The sequence below is a fragment of the Kitasatospora sp. NPDC048286 genome (assembly GCF_043201735.1).
GTDB lineage: Bacteria > Actinomycetota > Actinomycetes > Streptomycetales > Streptomycetaceae > Kitasatospora.
In genome coordinates, this window is sequence record NZ_JBICZE010000003.1 from 366,208 (window position 1) to 383,849 (window position 17,642).

Genomic DNA, 17,642 nt, shown 5'->3' on the forward strand with positions numbered 1-17,642 from the left:
GACCCCTGAGTAGGCCCCCGAGTGGCGCCCGGTATGACGGTGCGGTCGGTGTCGGACCCGCTCCAGGTGACCCCGGCACCGTGACCGGGTGATCGCGCACGACGGGAGGGCGGGCCGGGCGGCCCGCCCTCCCGCCTCTTCGCGGGGGCTTGTCGGAGGCGTGTGCTAAGACTTCGTCCACCAACCCTCAGAGGTGCACGATGCATGAGCTGATTCTCCGTCACGCCGCCGACCGCGAAGGCAGGACCGCCTTCTCCGATGCCGCCGACGCGGTGAGCTACGGCGAACTCGCCCGCCGTACCGCCCTGGTGGCCGGCAACCTGCGCGTCGACCGCGGCAGCCGGGTGGCGCTGCTTCTGTCCAGCGGGGTGCCCGCCGTCACGGCCACCCTCGGGGTGTGCCGCGCGGCCGCGGTCGGTGTCCCGCTCGACCCGCGCGGCGGCGACGACGAGCTCCGGCTCCGTCTGGAGGACAGCGGCGCCGGGCTGGTGGTCACCGACCGTGAACACCTGGCCCAGGTCCGGCGGGTGGCCGGCACTCGCGCGGTGACGGTGGACGAGCTGCTCGTGTCCACCCGGGCCCGGCCGCGGGACGACCTCGAAGCGGACGAGCCCGCCTGGCTCCACTACACCTCGGGGACCAGCGGGGAGCCGAAGGGCGTCCTGTCGACGCAAGGTGCCTGGCTCCGCTCGGCCGACCACGCCTACCGCGGGCTGCTGGGCATGTCCAGCAACGACCACCTGCTCTGGCCGCTGCCGCTGTTCCACGCGTTCGGGCACTCGATGTGCGTGGTGGGCGTCCTGGCCCTGGGTGCGAGCGCCCATGTGATGGACCGCTTCACCGCGGACGCGGCCGCCGCCCTGCTCCGCCGAACACCGTTCACGGCACTGGGCGGCGTGCCGACGGTCTTCGGTCAACTTCTGGACGCCGGGGCGCCGTTGCCCCCGCTCTGCCTGTCCGCCGGGGCCCCGCTGCCCGAGGAGCTGCGCGCCCGGTTCCGCCGCACGGTCGGCCGGGAACTGCACGACGGCTACGGCAGCACGGAGGCCTCCGGGAAGATCGCCGTCGACGGCGTCGTCCTGCCCGGGATCGACCTCCGCTTCGATGACGGCGAGATCCGGCTGAGGACGCCCGGGTCCGAGCGGTGGCACGCCACCGGAGACCTCGGGCACGAGGAGAACGGCCGACTGGTGGTGACCGGGCGGGCGAGTGAAGTGATCATCCGCGGCGGGGAGAACCTCCACCCGGCCGAGATCGAACAGGTCCTGGCCGGCCACCCCGGCGTCCGGGAGGCGGCCGTGGCGGGCGAGCCCGACGCGGTGCTCGGCGAGGTGCCGGTCGCCTACGTCGTGGGCGACGCGGACCCGGCGGCGCTGCTGGCCCTCTGCCGCCGCCGGCTGCCGGCGCACCGGGTGCCGGCCGGGATCCGCCCGGTCAGCCGGATCCCGCGGACCGCCACCGGCAAGCCGGTCCGGCGACGGCTCCGCTTCCAGTACGTGCTCGACGTGGTCCGACGGGAGACGGCGGGGATCACCGGCCGACCGCCCGAGGCGGACCAGCCGTTCGCCGAGGTCGGCCTGGACTCGCTCGGCACCGTCCGACTGCGGGACCGGCTGGCCGCCGAACTGGGCGTCGCACCGCCGCCCTCCCTGGTGTTCGACCACCCCACGCCCCGCGCCGTCGCCGACCACCTCACGGGCGCGGCCGCCGGCCCGCCGCCACCCGCCCGCCAGGCCACCGAGCCGATCGCGATCGTGGGCATGGCCTGCCGCTACCCCGGCGGGATCAGCAGCCCCGAGGACCTCTGGCGGGTGGTCGCCGCCGGCCGGGACACCATCACCGGATTCCCCACCGACCGGGGCTGGCCGCTGGACGAGCTGTACCACCCGGACCCGGACCACCTCGGCACCAGCTACGTCACCCGCGGCGGCTTCCTCGACGGCGCGGCCGACTTCGACGCGGCGTTCTTCCGGATGTCCCCGCGCGAGGCCCTGGCCACCGACCCCCAGCAGCGGCTGCTGCTGGAGACCTCCTGGGAGGCGTTCGAGCGGGCGGGCGTCGAGCCCGCCTCACTGCGGGGCAGCAACACCGGCGTGTTCGTCGGCCTGATGTACAACGACTACGCCGGCCGCTTCCGCGGCACCGCGCACCAGCTCGAATCCCAGCTCGCCCTGGGCGCGGCGGGCAGCGTGGCCTCCGGGCGGATCGCCTACGGCCTGGGCCTGCAGGGGCCGGCGCTCACCCTGGACACCGCCTGCTCCTCCTCGCTGGTCGCCCTGCACCTCGCGGCGGACGCCCTGCGCGACGGCCGGTGCGACCTGGCCCTGGCCGGCGGAGCGACCGTCATGGCCACACCGGACAGCTTCGTCGTGTTCAGCCGGCAGCGCGGCCTGGCCCCGGACGGCCGGGTGAAGCCGTTCTCCGCGGCCGCCGACGGCACCGCCTGGTCGGAGGGCGTGGGGCTGCTGGTCCTCGAGCGGGTCTCCGACGCGCTGCGCAACGGCCACCCGGTCCTGGCCCTGCTGCGCGGCTCCGCCGTCAACCAGGACGGGGCCTCCAACGGCCTCACGGCGCCCAGCGGCCCCGCGCAGGCGGCCGTGATCCAGCAGGCCCTGGCCGATGCCGGGCTGAGCGGCGCCGACGTGGACGTGGTCGAGGCCCACGGAACGGGCACCGCCCTGGGCGATCCGATCGAGGCGGCCGCGCTGCTCGCCACCTACGGCCAGGACCGGTCGACGCCGGTCCTGGTCGGCACCGTCAAGTCCAACCTCGGGCACACCCAGGCGGCCGCCGGGGTCGCCGGCGTGATCAAGACGGTGATGGCGATGCGGCACCGCACCGTGCCCGCCACGCTGAACGTCGGAGAGCCCACCCCACGCGTCGACTGGTCCGCCGGCGCGGTCCGGCTGGTCACCGAGCCGACGCCCTGGCCGGAGCCCGGGGCGTCGGCTGGTCCGGACTCCGAGCCGGATGTCGGGGCGTCGTCCGGACCGGCGTCAGGACCGGCGCCAGGACCGGCCCGGAACCGGCCGCGCCGTGCCGGGGTCTCCGCCTTCGGGATCTCCGGGACCAACGCGCACGTGATCGTCGAGGAGTACGAGCAGCTGCGGGTGGCGTTCCTGTTCCCGGGGGAGGGGGCGCGGACGCCCGGGCCGGACCTGGCCGACAGGCACCCGGTGTTCGCCGCGGCCTTCGAGGAGGTGCGCGCCCACCTGGAACCGGCGCCGGGCGAGGCGCTCGACACCGGCCCCGCGCGCCGGGCCGACCTCGACCGGGCGGCCCTCTTCGCCCACGAGGTGGCGCTGTTCCGCCTGTTGGAGTCCTGGGGGTACCGCCCGGACGCGCTGCTCGGGCACGGCACTGGGCAGATCGCGGCGGCCCACGTCGCGGGCGTGCTGTCGCTGCCCGACGCGGCGCGGCTGCTCACCGCCCACGGGCCGGCGGAGTTCGCGGAGGTGGCACGGAGCCTGACGTACCACCCGCCGCTCATCCCGCTTGTCGGCGCCCGCCCGGACGATCCGGACCACTGGGCGCGGCACCCGCACGAGCGGGACAGCCTCGCCGACCAGGTGGCGACGCTCGCCGGCGCCACCTTGGTCGACCTGGGCCCGGGTGACCCGCCCGCGGTGCCCGGCGAGGGCGTCATCCCCACCACCGACCCCGAGCGGGCGGCGGCCAGGCTGCGCGGCACCCGCACCTTCCAGCGCCGGCGCTACTGGCTCGACCGCGTCACCGAGCACCCGCTGATCGAGTCGACCGTCATCGTGCCGGGCTCCGGGGAGGTGGTCTGCACCGCCGACCTCACCTCCGGCTGGCTGCTCGACCACATCGTCGACGGGACGGCGATCGTGCCCGCCACGGCGATCCTGGAGGCGGTGCTGTACGCCGGTGAGCGGGCCGGCTGCGACACCGTCGACGAACTGGTCCTGCACACGGCGATGCCCCTGCCGCAGACCCGGCGCGCCGAGGTCGTCGTACGCCAGGAGGCCGACGGCGCAAGGCCGTTCGAGGTCTACGCGAACGGAGTCCGCTGCGCCGTCGGCCGACTGACCTCCGGCGGCCCCCGCGACCCCCGCCCCGCGCCGCCGCCGGACCTCGGCGCGTGGCCCCCGCCCGGCGCCGAGGAGGTCGAGGTCGACCACGCCGACTACGGACCGGCGTTCCGCGGGCTGCACCGGATGTGGCGCCGCGGCGACGAGCTCTTCGGCGAGGTGCGCGGGGAGTTCCCGGACGCGGGGCGGTTCGGGCTCCACCCCGCCCTGTTCGACGCGGCCCTGCACCTGGCGCGGCTGCTCTCCGACGGAGTGCCGTTCGCCCTGCGCGGAGTGCACGTGACGGCGCGGGGCGCCACGGGGCTGCGGGTCCGCATCCGCGAGGGGCGGATCGCCGTCGCCGACCTGGCGGGCCGACCGGTGGCGTCCGTCGACTCGCTCACCGTGCGGACGACCGCCAACGAGGCTTGGACCGGGGCGGGGGCCGGGACCGGCCGGGGCGCGCTGTTCCGCCCGGAGTGGCACCGGACACCGGGCCGGCCGCCAGGGCGGGTCCACGAGGTGCGGCCGGGCGACGCACCCGAGGCCCTGGCACTCGCCCTGCGGGAGCTGCAGACGGCCGGTGACGAGCACCTCACCGTCCAGGTGCGGCCGGGGGATCTCGCCGGAGCGGCGGTGGCCGGCCTGGTCAGGACGGCGCAGGCGGAGCACCCCGGCCGGTTCACCCTGGCCGAACTGCGCGACGGGCGGGCCGAGACGGTGTCCGAGCGCGCCGACCTGGTCCGGGTGGCGGGCGGGGCGGCCGGCTTCCCCTGGCGGGGAACCGTCCTGATCACCGGCGGCGGCGCGCTGGGCCGGGCGGTCGCCGACCACCTGCGGGGCCAGGGCGTGCGCGTCGTGGTCGCCAGCCGCAGCGGCGAGACGCGTCTGGACGTCACCGACCGGGCGGCACTGGCCGCGCTGGTCGACTCGATCGAGGACCTGCGGGCCGTCGTGCACACCGCCGGAGTGCTCGACGACGGGATCCTGGCCGCGATGACCCCGGAGCGGTTGGCGACGGTGTGGCGCCCCAAGGCCGAAGCGGCCTGGCACCTCCACGAGTTGACCGCACACCGCGACCTGGACGCCTTCGTGCTGTTCTCCTCGGCGGCCGGGGTGCTCGGCCACGCCGGGCAGGCCAACTACGCGGCGGCCAACTGCTACCTGGACGAACTCGCCCGCCACCGGCGGCGGTCGGGCCTTCCCGCGCTCTCCCTGGCCTGGGGCCCGTGGACGGTCGGGATGACGGCCGGACGGACGGCCGCCTCCGGCCTGCTGCCCCTCACGCCCGCCGAGGGCGTGGCGCTCCTGGAGGCCGCGCTCGGCGCCGACGAGCCGGTCCTGGTGCCGGTCGCCTTCGACCGCCCGCCCCGGCCGGAGACCGGGAGCACACCGCGACCGGCCACGCCGACCGACACCCTGGAGATGCCGACCGACACCCTGGAGATGGTGTGCGCCGAGGTCGCCGCCGTCCTCAGCTACCCGGACGTGCACCCGGACACCCCGATCCCCGACCTCGGCTTCGACTCGCTGACCTCGATCGAGCTGCGCAACCGGCTGGAGGAACGGACCGGCCTGCGCCTGTCCGCCACGGTGGTGTTCGACGCCGCCACCCCCAGGGCCCTCGCCGATCAGCTGCGCCCGCCGCCGGCCCCGGGGACGCTCGCCTTCCTCTACCGCAGGCTGTGCGAGCTGGGCCGGCCCCGGGAGGCGATGCACCTGCTCGTCTCGGCGTCGTGGGCGCTGCCGTCGTCGGCGACGCTCCCCTCCGTCGCTCCACAGCGGCTCAGCGGGAGCGGGAGCGAGGACGGCCGAGGCGGCGGCGCCGACGAGGGCCCGGCCATCGTCTGCTTCCCCGCCTTCGCCTCTCCCCCCGGGGAGTACAACGCACTCGCCCGGCACCTGCCGGGCCTGTGGGTGCTCCCGCACCCGGGGTACGACGGCGGCCCCGTCCCGGTGGACGTGGCGGCCCTGGTCCGGGCCCACGCCGCCTCGATCCGCCAACTCGGCCGACCGGTGGTGCTGTTGGGCCGCTCCACCGGCGGCCTGGTCGCGCAGGCCGTCGCGGAGGAGGCCGCGGCGGAGATCGGCGCCGAGGCGGTGGTACTGGTGGACACCCACCCCGTCCGGGACGAGCAGTGGCTCACCGAGCTGCCGGTCCGCAGCGCGCTCGGGCTGGACGAGCCCGGCCTCGCGGCGATGGGCGCGTACGCCCGCATCTTCCTGGACCGGCAGGGGGAGACGAGCGTCCCCACCCTGCACCTGCGCGTCGGTGACGTGCCGGGTGACCACCACTCGATCCTGGACGAGCACGTGGCCACGACGGCGGAGGCGATCCGGCAGTGGCTCTCCCGGACGCTGCCCGCGCCGTCCACGGCGGCGCCTTCCGGCCCGCCGTCCGAGGCCCCCTCCGGCCCGCCGTCCACGACGCCGTCCGGCCCGTCGTCTCCGGGGGCGGGCGGTCCGCCTCGCACCGGCATCACGGAGCGTGGCTCCGGTCACGGAGGGTGAGTCGGAACAAGGCCCCCAGCGACGGTGTTTCCCGGGTGAACGGGCACGGCTGCCCGACGGTGGTCCCGTGGCGCCGGGCACGGCTGCCCGGTGTCCGTGCCACTGCGGTCCCGTGCCACCGCGGTAGGAGGCCGGGATGACATTCGACGATGCCGGATTCGGGGGAGCGGACGGCTCGCGCTACCTGCCGATCGCCGAGCACGGTCTGATCGGCGATCTCAGGTCCGCCGCGCTGGTGGGGACGGACGGCACGATCGACTGGTACTGCTGCCCCCGTTTCGACGCTCCCAGCGTCTTCGCGTCCATCCTCGACGCCGACCGGGGCGGGTCGTTCGAGCTGGCCGCCGACGTGCCGACGCGCACCCGGCAGTTCTACTTCCCCGACACCAACGTGCTGATCACCCGGTTCTTCTCCACCGACGGGGTGGCGGAGATCCAGGACTTCATGCCGGTCGTGGACGAGTCGCGCGAGGCCGGCCGGCACCGGCTGATCCGGCGGGTGGTCTGCGCCCGGGGAACCCTTCCGTTCCGGGCCCGGGTGGCTCCCCGCTTCGGCTTCGGGTCCGAGCCGCACACCGTGCGCCTGCGGCCGCACGAGGCCGTCTTCGAGTCCCCGTCGATGGCGCTGGCGCTGACGGCCACGGTGCCGCTGGAACGCGACGGCGTGGACGTGTGGTCGCACTTCAAGCTCCTGGAGGGCGAGTCGGCGGTGTTCGCCCTCGACCGGGTCGGTGGTGACGTCACCCCGAGGTCGTGCCCCCGGGCCGAGGCGGAGGACCAGTTCGCGGCGACGGTGCGGTTCTGGCGCCACTGGCTGGCCGGCTCCCGGTACCACGGGCGGTGGCGCGAGATGGTGCACCGCTCCGCGCTGCTGCTGAAGCTGCTCACCTACGCGCCGACCGGTGCGATCGTGGCCGCGCCGACGACCAGCCTGCCCGAGCGGATCGGCGGCGAGCGCAACTGGGACTACCGCTACGTGTGGGTCCGTGACGCGGCCTTCTGCGTCTACGCGATGCTCCGGCTGGGTTTCACCGCGGAGGCCGAGGCCTTCATGGGCTTCCTCTCCGAGCGGGGCATCCTCCGCGGCGGCGGCGGTGCCGGCGGAGGTGCCGGCACCGGCGACACCGGGCCGCTGCAGATCATGTACGGGATCGACGGGCGCAGCGACCTGCCCGAGCGCGAACTGTCGCACCTGGAGGGCTACCTGGGGTCCGCTCCGGTGCGGGTGGGCAACGCCGCCACCGGCCAGCTCCAGCTGGACATCTACGGGGCGCTGATCGACTCCGTCTACCTGTACGACAAGTGGGGGCAGCCGATCAGCAGCGACCACTGGGAGGAGGTAGGCGCCGTGGTGGACTGGCTCTGCGACCACTGGGACCAGCCCGACGAGGGCGTCTGGGAGACCAGGGGCGGCCGCAAGGACTTCCTGTACTCGCGACTGATGTGCTGGGTGGCGATCGAGCGGGCGATCCGGATGGCGAACCGGCGCGGGCTGCCGGCGGACCTGACCCGCTGGCAGCGCAGCCGGGACGCGATCTACCGGCAGATCATGCGGTCCGGCTGGTCGGCCGAGCGCCGGGCGTTCACCCAGAGCCTGGGCGGCGACCTCCTGGACGCCTCCGTGCTGATGATGCCGCTGGCCAAGTTCATCTCGCCCAATGATCCCAAGTGGCTGTCGACCCTGGACGCGCTGGGCGCGGAACTCGTCTCCGACTCGCTGGTCTACCGCTACGACCCGGAGGCCAGCCCGGACGGCCTGCGCGGGGCCGAGGGCACCTTCTCGATCTGCTCGTTCTGGTACGTGGAGGCCCTGGCCCGCGCCGGACGGGTGGAGGAGGCCCGGCTGGCCTTCGAGAAGATGCTCACCTACGCCAACCACCTGGGCCTGTACGCCGAGGAGATCGGCCCGACCGGCGAGCAGCTCGGCAACTTCCCGCAGGCCTTCACCCACCTCGCGCTGATCAGCGCCGCGTTCAATCTCGACCGCACGCTCGGCTGACGCAGGGTCACCGCCACCGGTCCTCGCCTGGGGGTTTCCGGTCGGCGCGATCACGGAAGGTGATCTTCCGGTTGTGAATGGACGGACACGTTCCTCATCCGCCATCCTATGAATCGTCAGAGTCCGTGAAGAAGCCGTGACTTGACACCGCCCGGCCGGGGGGCCGGGTGGATCCACCCCGCAGAGAGGCTGAGTACATGGCATTGGTCCCCGAGAGCGGGGCAACCCGCCCGGGCCGTTGGCGAAGACTGCGGCGGGGCATATCGGCGGCGGTGACGGTTACGGCGCTGGGCACCCTGGGGGCGGTCGTCCCGGCCGGGACGGGGCACGCGGCGCCGTCGGCACAGCTGGTCTACATCGCCAACATGGGCGACAACACCGTCACCGCCTACGACCCGGAGACCGGTGAGGTGGCCGCCACCATCCCGGTCGGCGTCAAGCCGGAGGGCGTGGCCCTGTCGCCGGACGGCACGAAGGTGCTGGTCACCAACAACGGCGGCGCCTCCCTGTCGATGATCGACACCACGAGCAACACCGTCGTCACGACCGTCCCGGTCGGCCAGTCCCCGCTGCCGGTGGCCTTCTCCCCGGACGGCAGGCTCGCCTATGTGGGCTACGCCAGCTATGCCAGCCCGGGCAAGGTGGACGTGATCGACATGAGCACCCTGACGGTCGCCGCCAGCGTCGGTGTCGGCGCCTACGTGGACACGATTGCGCTGACCTCGGACGGCAAGCGGGCCTACGTCGCCTCCTTCGCCGGCAACTCGGTGTCCGTCGTCGACACCGCCGGCAACACCGTCACCGCCACCGTCCGCCCGTCCGGCGGTCCCCAGAGCCCGTCCGGTCTCGCGGTCACTCCCGACGGCAAGCACGTGTACGTCGGCCACTACAACGGCTCCGGCACCAGGAGGGTGTCGGTGATCGACACCGCCACCGACACGGTCACGGCCGACCTTCCGATCACCAACCAGCCGCAGGGCATGGCCGTCACCCCGGACGGGCGGTTCCTGTACGTCGCCAGCACCGGGGCCCACACGGTGACGGTCGTGGACACCGCGACCAACACGATCATCGCCACCGTGCCGGTCGGCATCCGGCCGATCGGGCTGGCGATCGACCCGGCCGGCACCGCCGTGTACGTCTCCAACAACAACTCGAAGAACGTGTCGGTGATCGACACCGCGACCAACACCGTCACGGCCACCGTCCCGACCGGCTCCGGCCCCTACGGCATCGCGATCGGCAAGCCCGTTCCGCCGGCGGTCACCGGCATCAGCCCCGACCACGGTCCGGCCGCGGGTGGCACGAGCGTCACGATCAGCGGCAGCCATCTGACCGGCACCAGCGCCGTCAGCTTCGGCGGCACCCCGGCGAGCGACGTGAAGGTCGTCGACCGCGGCACCGTCACCGCGACCGTCCCGGCGCACGCCGCCGGCGTCGTCGACGTGGCGCTGACCGTCTCGGGCCGCACCGTGGCCGCCGGGAAGTACACGTACGATGCCCCGGCGCCGGTGGTGACGGCCGTCGCGCCCGACCACGGCCCGCTGGCCGGCGGCACCACCGTCACCGTCACCGGCAGCAACCTGAGCGGGGCGAGCGCCGTCACGTTCGGCACCGTGCCCGCCACCGCGGTCACCGTCGAGAGCGACACCCGGATCACCGCCACCGCGCCCGCCGGGAGCGCCGTGGGGAAGGTCGACGTCACCGTCACGACCCCCGGTGGCACCAGCGCCGCCCAGTCGTACACCTACCAGGACCCGGCGGTGACCGGGGCCTACGTCTTCGCCAAGTCCTCGGACCCGAAGTCGGGTTCGACGGTGAAGACGGGCGACAAGGTGACGTACGGCGTCACCGTCACCCAGCAGGGGGCGGACGAGGTCAAGGGCGCCACGATCACGGACGACCTGTCGAAGGTGCTGGACGACGCCACCTACGGCGGCGACGTCAAGGCCACCTCCGGCACCGCTGAGGTCAAGGACGGGAAGCTCACCTGGACCGGCGACCTGCCGGTGGGCGGCACCGCGACGGTCACGTACTCCGTGACCGTCACCGGCAGCGGCGACGGCAAGCTGCACAGCGCCGTCACCACGACGGACGACAAGCGCGGCCGCTGCGACACGGAGAAGGGCTGCGAGAGCGACCTCACCGGCCCGGCCGGAAGCACCCCGTCGCCCACCCCGTCGCCCACGCCCACCGGCGACGGCCAGGCCCCCGGCGCCACCGACCCCGGTAGCACCGGCGGCACCGGCTCCGGTCAGTCGAACCAGGGTCAGTCGAACCCGGGCCGGTCGACCGCCGAGGACTCGTCGGCCCGGCAGTCCTCGGGCATCCTCGCCCACACCGGTGCCACCGTGTTCACCGCGGCGGCGATCAGCGGCCTCCTGCTGCTCCTCGGCGGCGTCACCATCGCCGTCAGCCGTCGCCGCGGCCACCAGGGCTGACCGGACGGACCCCCGAGGGGTGGTCGCGGCATCCGGCCGCGACCACCCCTCGCCGGGTTGATGTCCCCGGTTGATGTCGGGGTTCCGCGGGGAAGAAGAAGACAACCCGAAGCCGAATGAACAGGGATTTGCGTGCTTCGGGCGAATTGGGCGCTTATCATCTGAGGTCGTACAGGAATCAATACTTCCGGAAATGCTCGATCGCGTACCGAGCATCGACCGCCCCTGTTGTGACCTCTGCCACAATATGACGTGGCTTCGCGCTTTCCCTGACGGGACTCATATGGCCGAATCACTTCGTGATGGCCTGATGTCATATGACCGTTCGTCAAACGTTCATAATGAATGGCAGTGTGTAGGCGGTCGTACCCGACCCTTTCTGCACCATGTGTGTACCGATCGTGCACACGATGACGAATGGCTGAACTGTGCGCATGACCCGTTCGGATCGCAACGACGCGACCACGCGGCCCCGCCTCTTAGGCGCAGGCGAAAAGCTCACCCCTGAGGAGTTCTCCGGGCTGGCCGGCCAGGTCGGGGGCTATCCCTATGTGAAGATCGTGCTCGACCGTGACGAGTCGGTGCTCCACTTCATCGACAGTGCCGACGGCATGCTCCACGTCCGCTACATCGGGTGCGAGATCCTCGGCATGTCGATCGACGAACTGGCGGGGCAGCTCGATTCCTTCAATGACGGCGTCTACCGGAATCCCGACCGTCGTTTCTATCTCGGCACCCTCGCCCGCCACACCCGTCGCGCCACGGAAAGCGGCGACGAGGCCGAGACCTTCCTGTCGCTGGAGACGGTCGACGTCGACACCATGTCCCAGGACATGCTGCGGTTCTTCTACCACCGGGTGCGCGAGCACATCGACCCGTCGCTGCGGCTGGTCCTCAAGCCGGCCTGCCACCAGCAGGAGGTCTACCTCGCCGACATCCCGGAGAGCGAGATACCGCGCGTCCTGTCCCACGAGCTCTACTCCGCGGCCTCGTTCGTGCCGTTGAACCCCGGGACGGCCCACGGGCGGCTGCGGGTCTTCCGCTCGGAGGAGGAGTACCGGGCCGACCCCGAGCCGCTGGAGTGGCACGACATCGTGGTGATGCCCCGGGTGCCCGAGGACATCCCCCGGGTGTCCGGCATCATCCACACCGAGCACACCACGCCGCTCTCCCACATCAACGTGATGGCCGCGGGCTGGCGGATCCCCAACGCCGTCGGCATCGGAGCCGTCGACCGGATCGACCGCGCCGCTCTGGCCGGCCGGTGGGTGAACTACCGGGTCGAGGCCGATGGCGGGGACCTCCTGCTCGAGGCCGCCGAGCCGGGCGAGACCGGGGGAGCACGGCCGGCCCCGCCGGCCGACCGCGTCGCCGTGGACCGGCCCGACCTCGCGCCCACGCCCGTCACCACGCTGTCCGAACTGCGCGAGGGGGACCACGTACGGTTCGGCACCAAGGCCGCCAACCTCGGCGAACTCACCCACCTGCTGCAGCACGGCTCGCCCCGCTGGCTCGGCTTCTACCAGGTGCCCCGGCCGCCCCGGGCCGACCTGCTGCGCTACCTGGCCCGGCAGCTCGACCTCCCGGAGGACACGGACGAGGCCGAACTGCACGCCGCCGCAAAGCTCCTGGTGAAGGAGTACGCCCACGTGCCGCGCGGGATCGTGCTGCCGTTCTCCCTCCAGCAGCGCTTCCTCGACTCCTCCGAGCAGCTCCGGGAGGCCGTCGACCGGCTGGCCGCCGCGCTCGGGGACGAGACCCCGCGGATCGAGGAACTCTGCCTCGACGTCCAGCGGTTGATCCGAGACACCCCGCTGCCCGATCCGATCCGCACCGAGATCGACCGGGCGGTCGACCGCCACCTGTACGGCGCCCCCGTCCAGGTCGTCCGCAGCTCCTCCAACGCCGAGGACCTGGCCGGCTTCTCCGCCGCCGGACTCTACGAGTCGGTGGCCAACGTCAGCGGCACCGACGCGCTCCTCGACGCCGTCCGGGAGGTCTGGGCCTCGCTGTTCTCGCCCCGGGCGGTGCTGCTGCGGCGCCAGGCGGGCATCCCCCTGGACCACTGCCGGATGGCCGTGATCGTCCAGGAGCAGGTCGGCGCCACCGTCGGCGGCGTCCTGGTCACCTGCAACCCGCTGAGCCCGCAGGACTTCCGCGACGTCTACCTCAACATCTCGCCGCGCTCGGTGACCGACGTGGTGGACGGCCGGGGCGCCCCGCTCCAGTACCTGTACAACACCATGGAGGGCGGCAGCCGGACCATCTCGCTGGGCACCGCCGCCACCGACCTGGACGCCGCGACCAAGGACGTCGTGCGCCGACTGGCCCTGATCAGCCGGCTGTTGCAGTCGCACTTCTCGCCCGACGAGACGTACGCGGCCCCGGTCGACATCGAATGGGCGATCGAGGGCGACCAGATCGCCCTGTTGCAGCTGCGCCCCTTCCGCACCGCCGGCTGACGCGGCCGGAGGGCCGTACGGGCCGCCGCCGCTCCCCGGCATGCCACGGGCCGGAGCGATCCTCCGAGGCCGCGGGCGAGCCCACGTGGGCCCGCTCGTCGGCGTGCCCGTGGACGAGTGAACTTCCTTCAGGAGAAAGTACGTTGAACAAGATCCTCTACGTCTACGTCAAGGGCGGAGCCCCGCTGGAGTACGCGTTCCCGCGCATCGCCGCCTGCGGCGAACTGCACGTCCTCGCGCTGGCGCCGCTGCCCACGGCCGGGGAGGACGTGTGGCGCCCCAGCTGCACCAGCATCGAGCTGGTGCCCGAGGCGCCGCGCGGCGACGACCTGGTCGAGCTGATCGTGGAGTACGCGAAGGCCATCGGGGCCGACGCGCTGCTGACCCTCTCGGAGTTCGCGGTCCTGGCCGTCGCGCACGCCGCGAGTCGGCTCCACCTGGCCGGCCCGGGAGAGGGCATCATCCGCGCCCGGGACAAGCGGCTGATGCGCGAGGCGTGGGCGGCCGCCGGGGTGCCGATACCCGCGTTCCGCCGCGTCGACAGCCTCACCGACCTGACGACCGCGCTGGCCGAACTCACGCCCCCGCTGCTGCTCAAGCCGGCCTGGGGCGCCGGATCGGTCGCCCAGATCGTGCTGGACTCGGTCGAGGAGGCCGCCCCGGCGTGGGCCGGCATCGAGAGCGGGCTGCGGGCGGGCAGCCAGGTCGGCATGAACGAGCTCTACGCCGCGGACACCGACCGGGACCGCCTGGTCGAGTCGATCGCCCAGGGCTCCACCGAGGGCTGGTACCAGGAGCCCGGCTACGGCGACTACGTGAGCGTGGAGGGGATCGTCGCGGACGGCGTCTACCACCCCCTCGCCATCACCGCCAAGCTGCCGACCGTCCCGTCCTTCGTCGAGGTGGCCAGCACCTCGCCCTCCGTCCTCGCGGAGCCGCTGCAACGCCGGATCGAGGAGGTCTCGCGGCAGGCCGTCGACGCGCTCGGGCTGGAGAACTGCGGCACCCACACCGAGCTGAAGCTGATGGCGGACGGCGAGCTGGTGGTCATCGAGACCGCGGCCAGGTTCGGCGGCCTGCTGACGACCAGGCAGGTCCACGAGGTCTTCGGGCTCGACCCGATCGGCATGCTGGTCCGGCAACTGCTCGGCGAGCGGGTCGACTACCCCGCGGCCATGCCCCTCGACGGCGTCGGGGCCGCCGCCTCGCTGGCCGTCGTCCCGGCCGACGCGGCGGGCGTGCCCTGGCGGACCAGCCCGGTCTGGAACCCGCAGGCCGTCGACTGGCAGAGCCTGCTGTCGCCGGGCAGCACCATCGAGGCCGTACCCGCCTTCGCGATGCCCGCGGGCCGGACCGTCCCCGCCTTCGACCCGTCCGCGGGGTCGCGCAACTGGCTCGGCGTCTACCTGCTGAGCGCCGTCGACGCCGCCACCCTGCAGCGCGACTGCAACGCCGTGCTGAACGGCATGGAAGCCGCCCTGCACCGGGCCGCCTCCTGAGGCGCCGTACCCCGGCATCCCCCCAACCCCACGACCGAGGTTCCTCCATGCGTGTACTGTTCGCCGGCGTCCCCGGCATCGGCCACCTCTTCCCGCTGGTCCCGCTCGCCAGGGCGATGCGCGAACTCGGCCACGAGGTCGCGGTGGCCTCGATGGACGGTGGCGAGGCCGTCGCCGCGGCCGGGATGCCGTACCTGCCCATCGCGCCCGGGGTCGACTGGCGCAAGGTGATCAGGGAGGCCGGCCGCACCCGTCGGCCCGACCTGATGCAGCGGGTGGTCGAGAGCAACTCGGCCGACCGCGAGGCGTTCGTCCCCCTGGCCGCCCACGTCAACAGCGACGTGGCCGACGCGGTGGTCGAGCTCGCCACCCAGTGGCGACCGGACCTGGTGGTGTACGACTACCAGTTCCCGGTGGCCCTGCTCGCGGCGACCCGCCTCGGCGTGCCGGCCGTCCAGCACGACCTGGGGTTCGTCCGGACCCCGAAGCTGCGCGCGCTGATGCTGGCGGAGATGGCGGACACCTTCGCCCGGCACGGGATCGACCGGCTGCCCGAGCCCGCGGACATCATCGACCTCGCGCCCCCGAGCATGGCCGGGGACGAACGGTACGGCCGCTCGCTGCGGCCCGTCTCCTACAACGGCGAGGACGAACTCCCCGCCCACCTGGCCGCGCCCGCCGACCGCCCGCGCGTGGCGGTGACGCTGGGCACCGTCCCGCCCAAGACGGACGGCCTGACCAGGCTGGAGCGGGTGATCGCGGCGGCCGCCGACATCGACGCGGAGTTCGTGCTCGCCACCGGCGACCTCGACCTCGGCACGCTCGACACCCTGCCCGACAACGTCCGTGCCTGCGGCTGGGTCCCGTGGCGGGCACTGCTGGACACCTGCTCGGCCGCCATCCACCACGGCGGCGGCAGCACCGCCCTCGGCGCCCTGGACGCCGGCATCCCGCAACTCGTCCTCCCCGACGGCTCCGACCGCTTCATCAACGCCGACGCGGTCCGGGCCCGGGGCGCCGGCCTGCGCGCCGCCGCCGAGGACATCGGCCCGGCCCTCCTCGACCGGCTGCTCACCGACCCCGACCTGATCCGCGCCGCGCGCGAGGTCAGCACCGAGATCGCGGCCATGCCGTCACCGACGGCCGTCGCGGAACACCTCACCCGCCTCGCCGGCTGACGCGGCCCGGCGGTGGAGCCGTCCGCACGGTATGCACTGCCGTGCGGACGGCGACCGGCCGCTCAGGCCTCGCTCGCGGCGGTGGCCGTCAGCGGGTCGAAGGTCTGCCGGAGGTCGACGACCGTGGTCGGGCCCTTCACCCAGGCGAGCGGGGCGTGGTGCACCCGGACTCCGGCCAGGGGCTGGAGGAGGGCCTCGCCGGCCGTGTTCTGCGGCCACTCCACCGAGCCGGTGGCCGTCCGGGCCGGGACGAGCCAGTAGTCGCCGCGGGTGTACGCGCCGCCCGGCCGGAAGTACACCTGGGCGCCGTCCTCCAGGTCCAGCCAGGCGCCCTCCTGGATCCGCAGGGCGCCGCCGACGAGCGGCAGGGCGTCCCGGCCGCGGGCCGCCCGGTGGTCCCAGCGGCGCAGGAAGGGGTGGCGCTCGGCCAGCCGCCCGACCTCGGGCCCCGGTTCGGCGGACAGTCGTACCCGGCGGCCCGGCAGGTCGGTCTCCTCCACCTGGAGGAGGTCCGCCGGCTCGTCCCGGCTGACGTACGCGCTGTCCCCGACCTCGACCCAGTCGCCCACCGAGAGACCGAGCTTGTCGTCGTCGCCCAGCGTGGTGAGGTCGACCCAGACGCCCTCGATCGAGGCGACCGGAAGGACGACCGAGCCGTTCTCCCGGGACCACTTGAACGTGGCGCAGCCCTCGGCGGAGCCGCCCTGGTGGACCTCCACCCGGTACAGCTGGTTCTCCGGGCCCCGGTAGGCGTCGTCGGGGTGGGCCAGGCACGGGTCCTCGTTCGTCCGCTCCGGCCGCCGGGCGCGCGCGGCCAGCCAGGAGGCGGGCCGCTCGTGCGGTTCGGCCCACGCGTCGAAGGCCTCCCGGACCCGGGACACCCCGCCGTCCGGCACGTTCAACTCCGCGGCGGGCAGGGCGAGTACCTGCCAGACGACCTTGGCCCGGGCCGCCGTGTCGGGCATCGCCGCGCCGAGCGCGACCTCGCGGATCTCCGGGTCCTCGACCGCGGTGACGCTGCGCTCCCAGACCTTCAGGTAGACCAGGAACGGGAAGTCGCCGGGCAGCCGGTCGCCGGGGCGCTCCTCGTCCCGGTAGGCGTCCGGCTGGTCCCAGTACGTCCAGACGGCGGGTGCCTGCGCCTGCCGGGCCTCGCCGTCGCTGCCGCCGGTGCTGCCCCAGTCGCCGTCGTCGGGCACGGCGACGCCCTCCTCGGGGCGGTAGGACTCGCACAGGATGCCGTCCACGTAGTACCGGCCGCCGCCGATGGTGAGGTCGTCCACGTCGTGGTTGCCCGGCACGTAGCCGATCGCGAACCCGGCCGCCGCGGCCGGACCGCCGCGACGGCCGATCAGGTCGGCGGCGAGCGTGCGCAGCTGGTAGCGCTCGATCGCGGCCTGCTCGTTGGCGTCGGCGTCGAGCTGGACCCGGCCCTGCTGGGTCAGCACGGCGGAGTAGTGCTTGCCGGGCCGGAACGTCAGGCGCGAGAAGTCTGCGTGCACGGTTTCCCTCTCACAGTCA

General features: G+C 73.7%; 7 protein-coding genes. 6 read left to right on the forward strand and 1 reads right to left on the reverse strand.

Going from position 1 to position 17,642, the window contains the following annotated elements; genetic code table 11:
• The first annotated feature begins 200 nt into the window (after nucleotides 1–200).
• The 6 genes from ACGF13_RS09125 to ACGF13_RS09150 all read left to right on the forward strand — a co-directional run bounded on the left by ACGF13_RS09125 (nucleotide 201) and on the right by ACGF13_RS09150 (nucleotide 16,121).
• Nucleotides 201–6,542, forward strand: coding sequence for a beta-ketoacyl synthase N-terminal-like domain-containing protein (locus tag ACGF13_RS09125; protein WP_392870804.1), 6,342 nt, complete (start codon nucleotides 201–203; stop codon nucleotides 6,540–6,542).
• Nucleotides 6,543–6,678: 136 nt separating this feature from the next.
• Nucleotides 6,679–8,541: a glycoside hydrolase family 15 protein gene (locus ACGF13_RS09130; RefSeq protein WP_392870807.1), complete on the forward strand. Its 1,863-nt coding sequence runs from the start codon at nucleotides 6,679–6,681 to the stop codon at nucleotides 8,539–8,541.
• 272 nt (nucleotides 8,542–8,813) lie between these two features.
• On the forward strand, nucleotides 8,814–10,982 hold the full coding sequence (locus ACGF13_RS09135) for an IPT/TIG domain-containing protein (RefSeq protein WP_392870810.1): 2,169 nt from the start codon (nucleotides 8,814–8,816) through the stop codon (nucleotides 10,980–10,982).
• A 434-nt stretch (nucleotides 10,983–11,416) separates the two neighbouring features.
• A complete protein-coding gene (locus ACGF13_RS09140; protein ID WP_392870813.1) occupies nucleotides 11,417–13,444 on the forward strand; it encodes a PEP/pyruvate-binding domain-containing protein in 2,028 nt (675 codons plus the stop codon).
• A 143-nt stretch (nucleotides 13,445–13,587) separates the two neighbouring features.
• Nucleotides 13,588–14,943: an acetyl-CoA carboxylase biotin carboxylase subunit family protein gene (locus ACGF13_RS09145; RefSeq protein ID WP_392870816.1), complete on the forward strand. Its 1,356-nt coding sequence runs from the start codon at nucleotides 13,588–13,590 to the stop codon at nucleotides 14,941–14,943.
• Nucleotides 14,944–14,990: 47 nt separating this feature from the next.
• Nucleotides 14,991–16,121 (forward strand): nucleotide disphospho-sugar-binding domain-containing protein, encoded by a 1,131-nt coding sequence (locus tag ACGF13_RS09150; protein ID WP_392870819.1) that lies wholly within the window; start codon nucleotides 14,991–14,993, stop codon nucleotides 16,119–16,121.
• Between the two features lie 62 nt (nucleotides 16,122–16,183).
• On the opposite strand, the gene ACGF13_RS09155 is transcribed toward ACGF13_RS09150, so the two are convergent.
• Complete coding sequence (locus tag ACGF13_RS09155) at nucleotides 16,184–17,623, reverse strand: DUF6519 domain-containing protein (RefSeq protein WP_392870822.1); 1,440 nt, start codon at nucleotides 17,621–17,623, stop codon at nucleotides 16,184–16,186.
• Nucleotides 17,624–17,642 lie beyond the last annotated feature (19 nt).